The 18,127-nt window shown below is 45.5% G+C and carries 12 protein-coding genes and 1 pseudogene; 12 read left to right on the forward strand and 1 reads right to left on the reverse strand.

Annotation, left to right across the window (positions count from 1 at the left end; all coding sequences use genetic code 11):
- The first annotated feature begins 112 nt into the window (after positions 1–112).
- From gshA to cobD, 9 genes are all read left to right on the forward strand, one after another.
- Positions 113–1,264, forward strand: a complete 1,152-nt coding sequence (gene gshA, locus AM228_RS03770) for a glutamate--cysteine ligase (protein ID WP_054464774.1) — start codon at positions 113–115, stop codon at positions 1,262–1,264.
- Positions 1,265–1,554: 290 nt separating this feature from the next.
- Positions 1,555–3,855, forward strand: coding sequence for a spermidine synthase (locus AM228_RS03775; protein WP_054464775.1), 2,301 nt, complete (start codon positions 1,555–1,557; stop codon positions 3,853–3,855).
- Between the two features lie 408 nt (positions 3,856–4,263).
- Positions 4,264–5,580: a folylpolyglutamate synthase/dihydrofolate synthase family protein gene (locus AM228_RS03780; protein ID WP_054464776.1), complete on the forward strand. Its 1,317-nt coding sequence runs from the start codon at positions 4,264–4,266 to the stop codon at positions 5,578–5,580.
- A 492-nt stretch (positions 5,581–6,072) separates the two neighbouring features.
- The gene (gene pilM, locus AM228_RS03785; protein ID WP_054464895.1) at positions 6,073–7,179 is read left to right on the forward strand and encodes a type IV pilus assembly protein PilM; all 1,107 of its coding nucleotides are present in this window, start codon (positions 6,073–6,075) and stop codon (positions 7,177–7,179) included.
- Positions 7,180–7,184: 5 nt separating this feature from the next.
- A complete protein-coding gene (locus AM228_RS03790; RefSeq protein ID WP_054464777.1) occupies positions 7,185–7,988 on the forward strand; it encodes a PilN domain-containing protein in 804 nt (267 codons plus the stop codon).
- Entirely contained in the window at positions 7,972–8,826 is an 855-nt protein-coding gene (locus AM228_RS03795) for a hypothetical protein (RefSeq protein ID WP_054464778.1), read from the forward strand. Before AM228_RS03790 ends, AM228_RS03795 begins: the two co-directional genes overlap by 17 nt.
- Before the next feature lie 277 nt (positions 8,827–9,103).
- Positions 9,104–11,470 carry a type IV pilus secretin family protein gene (locus AM228_RS03800; RefSeq protein WP_197285209.1) on the forward strand — a complete coding sequence of 789 codons (2,367 nt, stop codon included), beginning with the start codon at positions 9,104–9,106 and terminating at the stop codon, positions 11,468–11,470.
- 545 nt (positions 11,471–12,015) lie between these two features.
- The gene (locus tag AM228_RS03805) at positions 12,016–12,297 is read left to right on the forward strand and encodes an HU family DNA-binding protein (protein ID WP_054464779.1); all 282 of its coding nucleotides are present in this window, start codon (positions 12,016–12,018) and stop codon (positions 12,295–12,297) included.
- A gap of 19 nt (positions 12,298–12,316) precedes the next feature.
- On the forward strand, positions 12,317–13,405 hold the full coding sequence (cobD, locus tag AM228_RS03810; RefSeq protein ID WP_054464780.1) for a threonine-phosphate decarboxylase CobD: 1,089 nt from the start codon (positions 12,317–12,319) through the stop codon (positions 13,403–13,405).
- A gap of 199 nt (positions 13,406–13,604) precedes the next feature.
- Here the strand turns inward: cobD and AM228_RS34870 are convergent.
- Positions 13,605–13,810 (reverse strand): annotated as a pseudogene (locus AM228_RS34870) (hypothetical protein).
- Between the two features lie 13 nt (positions 13,811–13,823).
- Between AM228_RS34870 and AM228_RS03815 the strand changes: the two are divergent.
- The 3 genes from AM228_RS03815 (at position 13,824) to ligA (ending at position 18,006) form a co-directional block, all read left to right on the forward strand.
- Positions 13,824–15,233: an NAD(P)/FAD-dependent oxidoreductase gene (locus tag AM228_RS03815; RefSeq protein WP_054464781.1), complete on the forward strand. Its 1,410-nt coding sequence runs from the start codon at positions 13,824–13,826 to the stop codon at positions 15,231–15,233.
- Positions 15,234–15,339: 106 nt separating this feature from the next.
- The gene (locus tag AM228_RS03820) at positions 15,340–15,843 is read left to right on the forward strand and encodes a DUF4112 domain-containing protein (protein WP_054464782.1); all 504 of its coding nucleotides are present in this window, start codon (positions 15,340–15,342) and stop codon (positions 15,841–15,843) included.
- A gap of 51 nt (positions 15,844–15,894) precedes the next feature.
- Positions 15,895–18,006, forward strand: a complete 2,112-nt coding sequence (gene ligA, locus AM228_RS03825; RefSeq protein ID WP_054464783.1) for an NAD-dependent DNA ligase LigA — start codon at positions 15,895–15,897, stop codon at positions 18,004–18,006.
- Positions 18,007–18,127: the final 121 nt, after the last annotated feature.

Consider the following 18,127-nt stretch of genomic DNA (forward strand, 5'->3'; position numbering starts at 1 on the left):
TACACCCTACACCCTAAACCCTCTCTTCCCCACACCCCACATCTTTCCGTGTGAATGTTGCTCAAATTTCCGAGATACTAGATATAGATGAACACTGTTGTGGAGAAAAACTGTGCTACTAACAAAAGGCTTTGAGGTCGAAATGTACACAGGCACCCCGCAGGGGGATATTATCGGCCTCTCGGACAAAATTGTCGCGGCGTTAAATCGGTTTGTCCGCGAACCCGATAGCCGAAATGTGGAATATACGACTCCGCCGTTATGTTCCTACGATCGCCTATTGTGTGACTTGGTCCGACCTCGGTTGCAGCTACGAGACTATCTGAAAACATTGGGGGACTATACCCTGGTTCCGGGTAGTACCTTGTCCTTGGGTCACAGCGATCGCTTTTATCGGTCAGACCCAGGCAACCCTTACCATGACTATATCGAGCAAACTTATGGCACAAAAATCGTCACCGCCAGTATTCATATCAATATTGGCATTGAAGATCCAGAAGTGCTGATGCGGGCTTGTCGAGTGATCCGCATGGAAGCCCCTCTCTTCCTTGCCCTGAGTGCTTCTTCTCCGTTTTTAGATGGGGAAGTCACCGGCTATCATTCAACTCGGTGGCAGTTATTCCCGAAAACGCCTGTCCATGTGCCTCTGTTTGAAAGTCACAGCCATTTTATCCGCTGGACGGAAGAACAACTCGCAGCCGGGACAATGCAAAATGTGCGGCATTTATGGTCGTCGGTGCGTCCCAATGGGGATCACCGTCCTTATAATATTAACCGCCTGGAACTGAGGATTTGTGATGCGATCGAAGACCCGATCGCCTTATTAGCTATTGCGGCATTCTTAGAAGCCCGAATTATGCAGGTAATAGCAGACCCCAACTTAGATCCCCTGGTGCAAAGCCAACTCCCAGCCCAAAGTCGCGCTGAAGATTTAGCCAGTCTCGCTGATGCTAACGAAACCGCCGCCGCTACCAATAGTTTAGATGCTGAGTTGCGCCATTGGGTTGATGGTAGAACAATTTTAGCCCGGGATTGGATTGCTGAACTATATGAAGAAATGAACCCTTTGGCCAAAGAACGGGGTTTTGCTTGCTTCCTTTCACCCCTGAAAAAAATCTTGCGTCAGGGGAACCAAGCTCAACAATGGTTAAAACTTTATGAAGGAGGGACGGATATTCGCACGGCGATCGCGCAAGGGATTATCGCTATGATCAAAATGGAACATGAACTAGAAGATAAATTATGTCAACAATTGGTGGCGTAAACGTTCCCTGATTGTCGATATAAGTAGGTGGGCATAAATGAATTCAGTATATACTCACCAGATAAAAAGCTGTCATTCCCGCAAATGCGGGAATCCAATATATTGGAAAATCATCTCACCCTATTTTTTAGGCATTGATTCTCATGTTTGATCCCCCCAACCCCCATTAAGAATGGGGGATAAGAAAAATCATATTTCTCGGTCATTTCCACGTTCCCAGGTAAGACCTGGGAACAATCATTTTTTAATTTTTCGCCTCAAGCAAAAGTGATGAAAAACGGAGGCAACAGGTGCTACGTCTTTACTCTTATACCTTATTTTTAAGTGCATTTCTGTTATTTTCCGTGCAACTAATGGTTGCCAAAATGATTTTACCCTTGCTGGGGGGTTCGCCCTCAGTTTGGAATACTTGTCAGTTCTTTTTTCAAGGCACATTATTGCTGGGCTACGGATATGCTCATTTAAGCAGTAAATGGTTAGGAACCCGTCGTCAAGGGATGATACATATTCCTTTGCTTTTATTGCCACTGACTTGTTTACCGATCGCGATATCCACCCCTTTCTATACTCCTGAAAATTTGCGTCCTATTCTGTGGTTATTGACCGTCTTAACCCTCAGTGTCGGATTACCTTTTTTTGTGGTTTCCACCACGGCGCCGCTGCTACAGAAATGGTTTGCCGATACAGACAATCCGGGCAGTAGCGATCCCTATTTTTTATATAGTGCTAGTAATATTGGCAGTTTATTGGGTCTCTTAACCTATCCGACTTTAATTGAGCCATATTTTTCTTTAACATTTCAAAGTAAGATATGGTCTATATTATATATATTATTAATTTTTTTAGTCTGCTTTTGTGCTGTTAGTAGTTGGCAATCTAAACCGAAAATTAAAACAACAGAAAATGACGACGGAAATACAGATAATATTATTTTAGAGCGAGATATCGAAAATATCGAAAGAGAATCGCCACATTTAATAGAAATTTTCCAATGGATTATTTTAGCCTTTATTCCTTCCAGCTTGCTGTTAGGTTTAACAACTTATATTACCACAGACTTGGCGGCAATGCCAATGCTTTGGGCAATTCCTCTCGCCCTTTATTTGTTATCATTTATTCTCACTTTTGCCCGAAAGCAATTTTTGCCTTATCCCCAATTTTTGGCCATATTACCGGCGTGGTTGACTCCGTTAATTTTCCTCTGTTGGGCGCGATTGGTTAATCCTTTATGGTTTGTCCTATTGTTACATTTGGGCGGATTTTTTATCACTGCTTGTTTGTTTCATTGGCAGTTAGCCCAAAGACGCCCCAACCCGGAACATTTAACCAGTTTTTATTGGTGGATTTCCGTGGGAGGAGTTTTGGGCGGATTGTTTAATGCGATCGCCGCGCCTTTAGTATTCAACTACTTATTAGAATATCCGCTGATAATGTTGTTGTCTATTTTAGTGGTGCGTTCGCGGAGCGTTGCGGATGCAACATCGCCCCAATTATTCCAGGGCATAGAATTTGCATCTTCCGCCCAATTTTTAACCATTAAAAAAATTCAAACTATCAGTGTCGGGTTATTGTTTGGCGGATTATTCGTAGGATTTTCGCCAGAAGCATTTCTGAATAATCTCAGGGGTTATATTATAGCTATAGGGCTAATGATATTGATATTTTATCCCTTTAAATTGAAAAAGATCACCTGGGTACTGGGTTTATGTTTTATTTTCCTAATTGGCCAGTTTTCTTTGAATAACTTAGGCGGCATCCTCTACAGTGAACGGAGTTTTTTTGGCATAAATCGAGTAATTCAGTATGATAATGAAATTGGGGGTAAATATCATAGTTTACTGCATGGCACCACCCTGCACGGGAAACAGAGTCTCGATCCCAAACGCCGGAATGATCCGTTATCTTATTTTACTATAGATAGCCCCATTGGTCAATTTTTTTCTTCGGTAAAACCGCAAAAGTTATCCCAGGTTGCTGTCTTAGGTTTGGGTGTTGGTACTTTAGCCGCTTATGCCCAACCGGGACAAGCATGGACTTTTTATGAGATTGACCCCACGGTGGAAAAAATCGCTCGCGACCCGCGTTATTTTACTTTTTTACAAGACGCCAAAGCCCCTTATAAGGTAATATTGGGAGATGGTCGATTGCAGTTAGCGCAGGTGCCGGATCGGGCTTATGATTTACTGATTATGGATGCCTTTAGTTCCGATTCTATTCCGGTTCATTTGGTGACAAAAGAAGCGTTTCAGCTATATTTTAGGAAAATCAAAGCATCGGGATGGTTGCTGGTGAATATTTCTAATCGGTATATTGATTTAGAACCCGTACTAGGCGCGATCGCTCATAATTTAGGACTGGTGGCCATCCATCAACAAGAAGGAGAAATATCCCAAACAGAAAAAGCAATGGGTAAATCCGCTTCTCACTGGGTAATTTTGACTCAGAAATCCGAGAATTTTGGCTCATTACTCCAAGACCCTCGCTGGGAAGCGATAGCATCCACCCAAACCCGGTCTAGTCCAGAAACTTTAATTTGGACTGATGATTATTCTAATATATTGAGTGCTTTACGTTGGGTGACTCAAAAATAATGCCATTATGGTTATTTGTTGTTTGTTGTTTGTTGTTTGTTGTTGGGTAGGGATTCTTTTGTTGTTTGTTGGTTGTTCTTTCATGGAAACCAACAACGAAGAACCATAGGAATTACGCAGGGAATCTATATATGGGGTGTTGGTGCGTTACGCTTTGCGCTAACACACCCTACGGATTTCTATATATGGGGTGTTGGTGCGTTACGCTTCGCGCTAACACACCCTACGGATTTCTATATATGGGGTGTTGGTGCGTTACGCTTTGCGCTAACACACCCTACGGATAGCTGATAAATAAGCCAACAATCAACAATCAACAACCAACTAACAACGAACAACCACCAACCAACAACCAATAACCAACAACGAACAACAATCGCTGATTTTTTATCAATAGAGAAACTACCAATGACCACAAATATCGATGAAATCTTAAAAGAGTTTGAACATTTTGGGGTGAACCTGGGTTTAGAGAGAATTCAACGACTCTTAGGCGACTTGGGCAACCCTCAAGCCAAAGTGCCCATAATTCATGTCGCGGGTACTAATGGCAAGGGGTCTGTTTGTGCTTATCTGTCCGCAATTTTAACCGCCGCAGGTTATCGGGTCGGTCGCTATATTTCCCCTCATTTAGTTGATTGGACGGAACGAATTTCTCTGAATGAAAAGCCGATCGCCCGTGAGGAATTTATCTCTCTTTTAGAACAAGTTAAAGCAGCGATCGACCCAGCCGCCCCCTGTCCGACGCAGTTTGAGGTGATTACTGCTGCCGCTTGGTTATATTTTGCCCAACAGCAAGTGGATATCGCGGTGATGGAAGTGGGACTGGGGGGTCGATTGGATGCCACCAATGTCTGCGATCGCCCCTTGGTTAGCATCATTACCTCAATTAGTTGGGAACATTGGCAACGCTTAGGGCCAACGATCGCCGATATTGCCAGAGAAAAAGCTGGTATTCTCAAACCCGGTTGTCCGGCGATTTGCGGGTCGCTGCCTCCTGACGCGCAAAAGGTCGTAGAAAATCGCATTGCTGAACTGAATTGTCCCGCGATTTTTCCCGAACCAGCGCGGATCGTCGAACATAATTCTGTTAATTCCTCAGAGGATAATTTTTTGCCTAATCAACCACAATGGGCAGTTTATGAAAATATCAAATATCCTTTACCATTGTTGGGTGAAATCCAATTAACCAATTCTGCTTTAGCCATTGCTGCCATAAAAGTCTTGCAAGGGCAAGGTTGGCAAATTTCCGACGCACAAATTGCTGATGGCATGGGGAAAACACGCTGGCCCGGTCGTCTGCAATGGGTCAACTGGTCCAATAGTGGCACACGATTATTAGTTGATGGCGCTCATAATGCGGCTGCGGCTCAAGTTTTGCGCCAATATGTAGATCAAATATCCCCGCAACCTGTGAACTGGGTAATGGGAATGTTATCGACAAAAGACCATCCGGGTATCTTTAAGGCATTGCTCCGACCGGGCGATCGCCTATACTTAGTACCAGTCCCCGATCATAGTTCTGCCCTGCCCGAAGACTTAGCCGCGATCGCCCAGCCAATTTGCCCAGAATTGGCGGAAATCAAGTGCTATCCAGAATTGGCGATCGCCCTAGAACATTGTCATCATCCGGATCTGTCTAGTTGCGACACCCTGACAATTTTATGCGGTTCTTTATACTTACTGGGCTATTTTTTTGCCACTCATAACCAGATTGACCATTAACCCCAAAAATTGTTATTGGTTATTGGTTATTTGTTATTTGTTGTTTGTTGGTTGTTGTTTGTTGTTTGTTGTTTGTTCTTTGCTATTGGTTATTATTTCAGGGAAACCAACAACGAACAGGGTGTAGGAGAGCGGGGGTGCCGCCATCGAGCAGAGGAGTGGGGGTGCCGCCATCGAGCGGGGGAGCGGGGGAGCTTTCGGTGCAGGGGTGCTTTCGGTGCAGGGGTGCAGGGGGGATATTTTTCTCCTCATCTCCTCTGCTCCTCTGCCCCTCCGCCCCTCATCCCCTCATCCCCCCTGCCGACGGCAGGCTCCTCATCCCCCCTGCTCCTCTGCTCCTTATCCCCGTTCCCCGTTCCCTGATAACTGTTCCCCTTTCCCCAACCAAAGAATCCCTACCCAAAGAATCCCTACCCAACAACCAACAAATAACAAACAACCAACAACCAATAACCAACAACCAAAGACAGGAGCCATACTGCCGTGCAGAGTCTGCAAAATCTATTGAAAAAGTTCTTGCCAGGAAAAGCCCCTGGATTGGGCATCGAAATAGCCCCAGACCGGATTAATATTGTGCAATTGAGTCAGAAAAAGCCTGGATATAAACTAGAAACTTTTGTATCGGTGGAAGTAGGAGAAGGGTTGATCGAAGAAGGACTGATTGCCGATCCACCGGAAGTCGCCATGCTGATTCAGACAGCTTTAGCGGATAATAATATCAAAGCCAGACACATTGCCACGGCTATCCCTGCCAAAGAAGGTGTGATCCGGGTGGTGCCAGTGCCCGCCGAACTCAATGATTTAGAATTGCGGGAAATGGTGAATCAAGAAGCGGGGCTATACTTACCCTTTCCCAGGGAAGAGGCTGATGTAGATTATCAAAAGATGGGGGTGTTTGAGGATGAAGACGGAATTTCTAAATTCCAAGTCCTCCTAGTGGCAACTCGTAAAGAAGTCACCGATACTTATATTAGTACCTTTGAACAAGCAGGGTTAAAGATTGATGTTTTAGATTTAACTATTTTTTCCCTGCTGCGGACGATTCAAGGTGAATTAAGCCAACTGCCCCAAGAAGAACCAGTGGCGATCGCGGACATTGAATTTGACAGTACCGAAATAGCCATTCTCATGGATGGCATTCCCCAATTTTCCCGCACTATTCCCATTGGCACTTACCAAGTTCAGATGGCACTGTCCCAAGCCATGAACTTGCCTCCCTCCAGACAGACCGATATGCTACAAGAGATATCGATTCCCGCTAATCCAACGGAAATTACTGGGGAGGGTACAATGGGAGAAAGCAATCCTGGAGTCCAGGCAATTGTTAAAGTATTGTCTGAGCTTACCGATGAATTGCGGCGATCCATTGACTTTTTTATCAATCAAAGTGAAGGCCCTGATGTCTCCCAGCTATTTCTCGCCGGACCAGGGGCAGCGATCGGCCAAATCGAGGAATTTTTTAGTCATCGATTAGGTTTACCCGTTATGATCGTCGATCCAGTTGGTGACTTGGCGATCGAAGATGAAGAACAAAAACTATCCCAAGCCATCCACCCAGCATTGGGGGTCGTCTTGGGTCTAGGAATGCGAGAGGTCTAATCATTATGTATTCTATTGATATTAATTTTCTTAATGACCGACCTGATTATAAGCCACCGGATATTTCCAAACCAATTCCAGGTAAACAGACATCCACTGCCAGTCTTCCTTTCCTGATTGGGGGGGCAGCGGTGGCGGTGGCTGCCATTTGTAGTGCCGGGGGGTGGTGGTGGATTGTCACTACCAAAAATGCCCAATTACAAGCAGAAATTACAAAATTAGAAAGTGAAAGTGGTCTGCTAGAAGCTGAAGTGAAGAAAGTTGAAGAACTGGAAAATAAAACCAAGCAATATAATGAGCAAACTAAATTTTTTACCAGTATCTTTAACACTTCAGTCAAACCCGTATCCTCTTTGCTAGATGAATTGAGTAGCATTCTGCCTCCTGGGATGCAACTTTCCCAGATTAGTCAGACCTTGAAACCAGCAGAAGGAGAAAATATTCAAGCCAACACTCCTTGGGGGGTGATTTCACAAGATATAGAAATTACTGGACTTTCTCCTAGCTTTGCCGAAGTGAACGATTTGCTATTAATTCTGAAAAGCTCTCCTTTTTTTAATGAAAAAGAAACTGCATTAGTGGAAGCAGAGTTAATAGAGATTCCCATACAAGTAGAATGGACGGGAATTGGGGATGCGCCAGAAAATTTAACTCCCAAAGTGGTGCAATATAAAATTTCAACGAAGGCCACCAATGTTCTGGCTTCAGAAATACTCCCAGATTTACAAAGAACAAACGCACAAGGACTATTAAGTAGGCTGAATCGATTACAACAATTAGGGGTGAAGTTCGATGACACTAGCAAGTGAAGAAGGTTTTGTACCTCAACAGGAAAGTCCGCCGCCGCCGCCAGGTAGTTTGGTAGTCGGCCCACTGGTAATTACTCCCCAGATCCAAGGGATTGCGATTGCTTTGGTTGGGGTGGCTTTGGCGGGGGTTGTGGGCTGGAAATTGATTTTACCAGCTATGACCCAAACTCAAGAACTGGAAGCAAAAATTAGTGAATTAAACAATAACATTGAAGGGCAGAAAAAAAGAAAAGCTAAATTAGAAGAAGTCACGAATCAACTAGAAACTGCCAAACAGGAAAAAGAAAGTGTGATGGCATTATTTGGGAAAAACGACTTTTTGGATACCTTGCTATTTGATGTGAACAAAATCGTGGTGGAAAAACACCAGGGAACAATAGACAAGTTTAATCCGGTGAAAAGTTCTAGTAGTGGTTGGATTCTCGGGCAGACTGACGCCACTGCCGAGGCACAACCAGCCCCAGCAGACCCGGCTGCCCCACCGGGTCCTAAATTATCAGAAGCGATTAAAGGGGTGACGATTGAGGTAGAGATGCAAGGCAAGTGGGAACAACAGCAAGCTGCTTTGCAGGATTTGGAAAGATTACCGGCAATGGTGTTAATGGATCAGTTTGTGTTAGAAGTCGATCGCACTAACCAAAAACTCTTATCTAGCAGAGTGAATCAATACACTCCCGAAGGCGAACCGAAACTGAACACTAAGTTTAATTTATTAGCTATAGTGCCTTTACCGGCAGAAGAGTTAGAAAAGCTGGCCGCACCCCCGCCACCGAAGGAAGGAGAAACGAAAGAGGGTGAAGCGCCAGCCCCGGCAACGCCCGAAGCCAAACCAGAATAAATCACCGCAAATCCGGTTATCAAAACCCACTTATACTCGTGAGGTGTCATTCCCGCGAATGCGGGAATCCATAAGCGTTTTAGGGGATTGTAGGGGCGGGAATATTCTCCTCTCTTACCAGAAAAGCGGATTGGGAATCTCAGGTTAATGTGCGATCGCAGCGATAAATTTAATTGCCTTAATTGCCCAATTAATCGCCCCGATCGCCAAAATATCGCCAAAATGATTAAAGACTAATTCAAAGATCGGATCAAACATATTTAGTGAGGAGGAAACAGTGAAACCAAATTATCTCCTGGGGGTAATCCTGGGCAGTTCAATGGGTGTCAGTCTAGGCGCGATCGCCGTAGTTCAGCCAGCTTGGGCTCAATCTACCGCAATTACTAACGTAGAAGTCATCTCCAGTGGTGGCGGAATTCAACTGGTCTTACAAACTTCTGGCGGCGAAGCGCCCCAAGTTTTTACCATCAATCGGGGTAATGACGTAGTAGCGGATTTAGTCAATACCACCCTCAAACTGCGAGAAGGCGGCAGCTTCCGGCAAAACAACCCGGCTCCGGGCATTGCCTCAATTGTGGTCACGCCCTTAGATTCTAATAGCGTGCGGGTGATTGTCAGTGGCAGCGGCAGCGCCCCGAATGTAGACATTGCCGAACGTAGTCCGAATAGAATTACCATCAACTACGGCACCGGCATCGCTGGCGCCCCAGTGAATCCGCCACCCCCAGGGGCAAATCCTCCCCCAATGGCGCAAGAACAACCCAGACAAATTTCTCAGCAACCGCAACAACCGCAATCAGAACCGGAAGTCCTAGTCCGCAACCCAGAGATCACCATTAATGGGGTGCCGGTTCCTTCAACGGGAACCAGCCAAGCCCCACCGTTCTTGCCCCGCGCTGTAGCGCCGCCGGTCGGGGATATTGCGATTTCCAATACCGACTCCTCTCCCAACTTAATTACGCTGGGAAGTAGCGAGATGATCCAAAGTTTAGTGTTCAAAGATACACCAGTCCGAGAAGCCTTATCGGTCGTCGCACGATTGGCCGGAGTCAACGTCGCCTATGCAGCGGCGGGAAATACCACCAACGCTCAAGAAGTCGGAGAACTGACCATTAACCTGGATATCGAAAACGAGTCCCTAGAAAATGTCTTTAACTATATTCTTCAACTGAGTGGCCTGCAAGCTAACCGAGTCGGCAATACCATTTTTGTTGGACTTAAACTTCCTGAATCGGCTCAAAATATTGTCACTCGTAGCTTGCGGATTAATCAGGCTAACGTAGCGGAAGCTTCAGCTTTTCTCAGCGCTCAAGGTGCGGAAACTCAACGGGTGGTAACTCGAACAAGACGAACAGCGGAAGGAGAAGGGGCTAATCGAACCATTATTGAAGAAACTACAACAGAAATCATTCCCCTCGGAGCCACCGAAGGAAATGGACCATTATTGCTCAGAGGATTGTCAGTTCTTACCGATGAACGATTGAATACGATTACTTTAGTTGGTGAGCCAAGCAAGGTTGATATCGCCACTCGATTCTTGGTTCAGCTTGATGCTCGTAAGCGTCAAGTAGCTGTCAATGTAAAAATTGTGGATGTTAACCTGAATAACCAGGATACTTTTAATACAAGCTTTTCCTTCGGAATTAATGACAGTTTCTTTGTCAGTGATAACGGTTCAGCAGCGATTAACTTTGGTGGAGTGAATCCTCCTAGTGCGACAACTACCGCTGGAGGTACTCTGGTGCCCACGGTGATTCGCAGTCCGCTTCGTACAATTGACGAAATTGAAGATGTGGAACTTCAGCCTTTCTACGATCCCAACCAAGTTCGGGTGCCGCTAACGGCTCCTGGTCAAGAGGGGGGAGCATTTTTACGCCCGATCGCTCCATTAGCGAATGATGTCAACAGCGCTTTGCAACCGGGAATTTCAGGATATACCTCATTTAGCCTCGATCCCGGTGATACGACTCTGGGTTCTTTAGAGTTGGGAGAAGCTTTTTTTGGCCTCCCGACTTTATTTCAATATCCCACTAAGTTTTTGGCTCTGCTACAAGCACAGGTGATCAGCCGCAATGCCAAAATCCTCACCGATCCTACCGTGGTGGTTCAGGAAGGAGAAACCGCCAGCGTTGGTCTGACTCAAGATGTCTTGTCCAAGGTGGATGTGACCATTACTGATACCAATGCCGGTCAAAGAGAAACCAGAACTCCGCAACTAGCCCAAGTGGGTTTAACCCTGGAGTTGAAAGTAACTCAAATTGATGACAATGGTTTTGTCACCCTCTCCATTTCGCCAGAAGTGAGTTCGCCGATTGGGACAGAACAAACAGGACAGGGTGGTTTTGTCACTTTGGTTCAGCGAAGATCTCTTAATACTGGCACAATTCGCCTGCGGGACGGTCAGACCTTAATTCTTTCTGGAATTATTCAAGAGCAAGAACGGTCTACGGTGACTAAATGGCCAATTCTAGGGGATTTACCGATTATTGGCTCTTTATTCCGGGGAAGTTCCACAGAAAACCAACGGGCTGAGGTGATCGTGTTGGTGACTCCCCAGGTTTTGGATGACTCCGATCGCTCTGGGTTTGGTTACGGTTATGTCCCCGGACAAGATGCCCAAGAAATGATGAACCGTTCCCGCTAAGACCGCCATTTTTACGGCGATCTGCCATCCGTGGATCCTTGATAAACCCAAAAAATACAATAACTTGTCAGATTTTACTCAAAACCCCTGTTGCCAAAACAGGGGTTTTTTCTGGAGTTCAGCAAATTTCAACCAATTTCGCTTGTAGCCACAAAAGTAATGATAAAATAACGTCAATTTAGAGGCTTTGGCACATCCAGTCGGTCGTGAATTGTTAAAAAAATCCTGAAATCTACAGAAATTAAAGGTTTCATCGATCCATTTTCAGGTTGAATACTTTCAGAAACCGGGTTTCTGCGTTAAATTTAGCATCACAGCCAAAATCTCACTTTTGAGGTTGAATATTTTCAGAAACCGGGTTTCTGCGTTAAATTTAGCATCATAGCCAAAATCTCACTTAAGAAACCCGGTTTCTAGAAAATAGATTGTATGGGAGTTTCAGAGATTTTGTGTCAGAATGACTGAGAATTGCCACGAAATCCCCCTGGGCGATCTGAAATTTCATCGTGGCGTTCAACGCCCAAACACATAAAAGGAGTATCGAAATGAACAAAGGTGAACTCGTAGACGCAGTTTCCGAAAAAGCCGGTGTCACCAAGAAACAAGCTGACGCCGTTTTGACCGCAGCATTAGATGTAGTCATCGACGCCGTTGCCGCTGGAGATAAAGTGACTTTAGTGGGCTTTGGCTCATTTGAAGCACGTCACCGCAAAGCCCGTGAAGGTCGTAACCCCAAAACTGGCGATAAGATGGAAATCCCCGCTACTACAGTTCCAGCTTTCTCCGCTGGAAAATTGTTTAAAGAAAAAGTAGCCCAAGCGCAATAAACCATCAATTGCGAATTTAATGGCCGTTAACCGACCAGTACACGGGGGAAATTTGCTCTGGGCAGCCGCACTAGCAGGTTGTCCCCCAAGTTCACTTGTGGATTTTTCCGCCAGTATCAATCCTCTGGGCCCGCCCCAGTCGGCGATCGCGGCGATCCAATCTCACCTAGAGGAAATCGCCGCTTACCCCGACCCTAATTATCGTGAACTGCGTAAATCTCTCGGTGAGTATCATCAAATTTCCCCAGAGTGGATTTTGCCGGGAAATGGCGCCGCTGAGTTGCTGACCTGGGCTGGTTGGGATTTGGCCACTCTTCCCAAGGTGGTGCTGGTGACTCCAGCATTTGGTGACTATCGGCGCTGTCTGCGGGCATTTAACGCCAAAGTTGTTGAGTCTTGTCTGTGGGCAAACTTACCAGAAGACATGGAAGCAGTTGATATTGACAGATGGTCTTTGCCTTCTTCCATGTCCCCAAGTTCAGGACTCTTGCTGAATAATCCTCATAATCCCAGTGGTTGGTTATTTTGCCGGGAAACTTTGCTGCCCTATTTGGAGCAATTTGAGTTGGTGGTGGTGGATGAAGCCTTTATGGACTTTTTGCCGCCACCAAAACAAGAAAGTTTGGTCAGCGAGGTGGCAAGATTCCCTAATCTGGTGATTTTGCGATCGCTGACTAAGTTTTACAGCCTGCCCGGACTGCGCTTGGGATATGCGATCGCTCACCCCGATCGCCTGCGCCGCTGGCAAGAATGGCGCGACCCTTGGCCGGTGAACGTTTTAGCCGCTGCGGTGGGGGGCGCGGTACTCCAAGATACAGCCTTTCAGCAGCAAACTTGGTCTTGGTTGCCCCCAACGCGAGATGAACTATTTCAAGGCTTAAGCCAGCTACCAGGGCTGACCCCATACCCAAGTTCGGTTAATTTCTTATTAGTAAAAACCGAGCAGCCCAGTTCTGAACTGCAACAAGCTTTACTCCAACATCATCAAATCTTGATTCGTGACTGCCTGAGTTTTCCCGAACTAGGCGATCGCTATTTTCGGGTAGCCATTCGTTCCCAACCAGAAAACCTGCGTCTCCTCCAAGGACTCAGGGACGTTTTATCATAATTGTTGATTGTTGATTGTTGATTGTTGATTGTTGTTTGTTGTTGGTTGATTGTTGTTGGTTGTTGGTTGGTTGTTGTTGGTTGTTGGTTGGTTGTTGGGTACGGGCGAAGCATTCCCGTAGACAGATTGTTCTTTAAACCGGAATATTTCTGCGGGAATGCTTCGCCCCTACAAACTGTTAACTGCCAATAACCAATAATCAACAATCAACAATCAACAATATAGCGGTAGCAATGCGGATGAAGTACAGAGGTTTTCTGGATTCCCGCCTGCGCGGGAATGACGGATTTTTTTTGGACTTCATAACTCTGACATACGATATAAACAACCACCAACCAACAACAATCAACCAACAACCAACAACCAACAACCAACAACCAACAACCAACAACCAACCAACAACAATCAACCAACAACAGTGAATTTTGATTACGATTTAGTCATTATTGGCGGCAGTGTGGCTGGGGTTTATGCGGCGAAAACCGCAGCCCAGCTAAAAGCCCGTGTCGCCCTGGTACAACCGCTTCTAGAAACCGGGTTTCTTGAAGAAACCCGGTTTCTCCAGCAGGAAATTTGCAGATTTCAGCAGCAAAGATTTTCCCTTTCTCCAGAGTTAAGTTTCTATGATTTGCCCGTAGGAGAACCGTATTCTCCGGGGATTTTGGCATCGTTGGGCATTGATGTGATCATTGGTGAGGGTCAATTTTGCCCCAAACCTAGGTTAGCTTTTGAAGTGAAAGATCGCCTATTGCGATCGCGTTCTTATTTATTAGCCCCGGGGTCAATTCCAGCAATTACTAACTATATCGAAGGATTAAATAGGGCTAAAGCCGAACAATTTAATCAAGAAGTTTTAGCCGATTTTATAGATTTAAATCCTTTAAAAAATACCGATAATTCACCTAAGCGTTTAATTATAATTGGCGGCAGTCCTCAAGGGATAGAAATTGCTCAATGCTTTGCCAAAATTGGCTATTTAGTAACACTTATTGTCAAGAGCGATCGCCTGCTTACGGAAGAAGATGCGGAGGCAGCTTTTTTAATTCAGTGTCAATTAGAAGCGGATGGCATCCGATTATTGACGAATACTTCCGTGAGTCAAATTAAGCGAATTAATGACAAAATATGGGTGCAAGCTGGTGACAAAGCCCTGGAAGCTGACCAAATTTATATTGCTACCGGCAACCAGCCCAATCTAGAATCATTAAATTTAGACCGGGTTGGGGTGGAAACTGTTAAGCATGATTCATTATATCAGGAGTTAATTTTAAATAAAAAACTCCAAACCACACGGTCTTCTATTTACAGTTGTAGCCATTTAGCCCAAAAATATGGCTGGAAAAATCTGGCTATATATGAAGCAAATATAGCCATAAAAAATGCTTTATTTTTGCCGATTCATCAGGTAAAATATCATCATATTCCCTGGGCTATTTTTACTCATCCTCAATTCGCTAGGGTCGGTTTAACGGAAGCCCAAGCTAAAGAAAGCTATGGTAAAGATGTTTTAGTATTTCGCCAGTATGAGAAGAATATTACAGCGGCACAGTTGTCGGGAGAAACTACCGGAATTTGTAAAGTTATTACTCGGAGAAATGGGGAATTATTGGGAGTGCATTTGGTGGGAAATAGCGCCAGTGAGTTAATCCATACCTGGGCTTTGGCGATGCAAAATAATTTAAAAATAGGTGCGATCGCTTCTCTGCCGCATATTTTCCCGTCCTTCTCGGAAATTAACAGCCAAACAGCCCAATTGTGGCGATATCATCAGCGGATTCGACCCTGGGAAAATCTGCTTGAAGGCTTCTTTAATTGGCGCCGGGGTTGAAGCGATTCCAAAGCCAGTGCGGTCTTGGGGTCTCCCCAAGTAGAGCAACTGGCGTACTTATGCCACAATCTGATTATTACTAAATCTGTGATTTTTCCCCCTTGTAATGACTAAGCCCAAAGACCAACAATCAAACCAAGACTCTAACGCCAAAATTATCCAGCGATTGCGTACCTTAACTCATGTGCTGGATAATGCCATTCCGATTCCCGGAACGAACTACCGTATTGGACTCGATCCCTTTTTAGGACTGATTCCCGGTGGCGGTGATATTGCTGGGGCGGCATTGTCCGCTTATATTGTAATTTCGGCGGCACAGTTGGGTTTACCGCGAGAAAGTTTGCTGCGAATGGTGTTCAATATTTTGCTAGAAGTTTTTGTGGGGACTGTGCCCGTCTTGGGAGATTTGTTTGATGTGGCATGGAAAGCTAATGTGAAAAATATGGAATTGTTGGATATCCATATTAAGTCGCCACAGATGGGTAAAAAAGCTGATAAGTGGTTTGTGTTTTTATTAGTAGGTGGTTTGATGTTAGTGGTAATCGGCGCGATCGCTCTCGGCATTACCTTAATCACTTTGGTGTTTGGTTTACTCACCGGCAATGGATAGGAAATTTCTTCAGTTAAACTAAGACAGAGAAATTGTCAATGGAGAAAACCCTTGTCACAGCCAACCCCAAAAACTCAACAGCGGGCAGAACAACTGCGGCAACAATTGCAAAAAGCTAGTTATGCCTACTATGCCCTAGATAATCCGATCATGGAGGATGCGGTTTACGATCGCCTCTATCGGGAACTGCAAGACCTGGAACAGCAATATCCGTCCCTCATTTCACCGGATAGTCCCACCCAACGGGTAGGGGAACGACCTGCCACCGCATTTGTCTCGCTTCAGCATAAAATATCTCTCTACAGTTTGGAAAATGCCTTTAATTTGGCAGAGTTTGCCACTTGGCAGGAACGCTGGCAAAGGGTAGTGTCCCCTGAGAAACCGGGTTTCTATGTAGGGTCCGGTGGGGAGGCAAACATTTCTCAGAGAAACCCGGTTTCTGGGTCTGGGGGGGGTTATGTTTGCGAATTAAAAATAGATGGTTCCGCTTTAGCTTTAAGTTATGAAAATGGCTTACTGGTGCGCGGCGCCACACGGGGGGATGGCACCACTGGGGAAGAAATTACCCAAAATGTGAAGACTATTCGCTCCATTCCCTTACGCTTAAATTTAGATAATCCGCCACCTTGGGTAGAAGTGCGCGGGGAGGCATTTTTAGCCTTAGATGTGTTTGCCCAAATTAATCAAGAACGAGAAAAAATAGGGGAATATTTATTTGCTAATCCACGCAATGCAGCAGCGGGAACTTTGCGGCAGTTAGACTCCCGCAAAGTGGCCGATCGCCGTCTTGATTTCTTTGCCTATACCTTACATTTGCCGGAAGAACTGCAACCAGCATCTCAATGGGAATGTCTGCAATGGTTGCAACAAGCTGGATTTAGGGTTAACCCCAATCGAGATTTATGTCCCTCTTTGACCGAAGTCAAAGCTTTTTACGATCGCTGGGAAACGGAACGAGAACATTTACCCTATATGACCGATGGGGTGGTGGTCAAAATTAACTCTTTGGCGTTACAAAAGCAATTGGGCTTTACCCAAAAGTTTCCTCGTTGGGCGGTTGCCCTAAAATATCCCGCTGAAGAATTACCGACGATTGTAGAAGCGGTGACTGTACAAGTGGGACGGACGGGGGCATTAACTCCGGTTGCGGAGTTGAAACCCGTACAATTAGCCGGAACTACGGTGTCACGGGCAACTCTGCACAACAGCGATCGCCTGGATGAATTAGATTTACATATTGGCGATACGGTAATTGTGAGAAAAGCCGGGGAAATTATCCCGGAAGTGGTGCGGGTGTTGCCAGAGTTACGCCCAGAAAATGCCCCACGGTTTCAAATGCCTAAGTTTTGCCCGGAATGCGGGTCAACGGTGGTAAAACCCGCTGATGAAGCCGTTACCCGTTGTATTAATACCTCTTGTCCGGCAATTCTGAGAGGTTCCCTGATTCATTGGGCTTCGCGCAAGGCTTTAGATATTAATGGTTTGGGCGAAAAACTGGTACAACTTATGGTCGATCGCGCATTAGTAAAATCCGTTGCCGATCTATATAGTTTAACCGTGGCAGAATTGATGACTTTAGAACGCATGGGTCAGAAATCGGCGGAAAAGTTAGTCACAGCGATCGCCAGCAGCAAAACCCAACCTTGGGCTAGAGTGCTCTATGGTTTAGGGATTCGCCATGTGGGGAGTGTGAATGCTCAAGTTTTGGCAGAAAAATTCCGTGACATAGAAGCATTAGCCGCCGCTACCCCTCTTGCGATCGCCTCTGTTTATGGCATTGGTTCAGAAATTGCCGATTCCGTGTCTCAATGGTTCCAAGTTCCCGCCAATCAAACCTTAATTGACCGCTTAAAAACTGCTGGGTTGCAACTAGCTACACCTTTAGAAACCAGTACACAACAGCCGCAAGCTATATCTGGAATCACAACAACATTGCCTCTATTGGGTAAAACTTTTGTGATTACCGGCACTTTGCCCACCATGACGAGAGAGGAAGCTAAGGCGAAAATTGAACAAGCGGGCGGTAAGGTCACGGGTTCAGTCAGTAAAAAAACCAACTATTTATTAGTGGGAGAAGATGCCGGGTCTAAGTTGGAGAAAGCACAAGCCCTGGGGATTCCCTGTATTTCCGAAGCGGAACTCTGGGAGTTATTGCGTCCTTGAAGATGGGGTGTAGCCCTGAGCCTGCCGAAGGGTAAGAGGTGTAGGGAAGAGTGAATAGTGAAGAGTGAATAGTGAAGAGTGAATAGTGATAATTCTTTTGTACGGGCGTCCTTGCGAAGCC

It is taken from the genome of Planktothricoides sp. SR001 (assembly GCF_001276715.1).
Classification (GTDB): Bacteria; Cyanobacteriota; Cyanobacteriia; order Cyanobacteriales; family Laspinemataceae; genus Planktothricoides; species Planktothricoides raciborskii.

Bases quoted from the DNA above. Each gene is read 5' to 3' on its own strand.
- AM228_RS03780 (WP_054464776.1), top strand. From the start codon at position 4,264: ATGACCACAAATATCGATGAAATCTTAAAAGAGTTTGAACATTTTGGG.
- AM228_RS03790 (WP_054464777.1), top strand. From the start codon at position 7,185: ATGTATTCTATTGATATTAATTTTCTTAATGACCGACCTGATTATAAG.
- AM228_RS03795 (WP_054464778.1), top strand. From the start codon at position 7,972: ATGACACTAGCAAGTGAAGAAGGTTTTGTACCTCAACAGGAAAGTCCG.
- AM228_RS03805 (WP_054464779.1), top strand. From the start codon at position 12,016: ATGAACAAAGGTGAACTCGTAGACGCAGTTTCCGAAAAAGCCGGTGTC.
- cobD (WP_054464780.1), top strand. From the start codon at position 12,317: ATGGCCGTTAACCGACCAGTACACGGGGGAAATTTGCTCTGGGCAGCC.
- AM228_RS03820 (WP_054464782.1), top strand. From the start codon at position 15,340: ATGACTAAGCCCAAAGACCAACAATCAAACCAAGACTCTAACGCCAAA.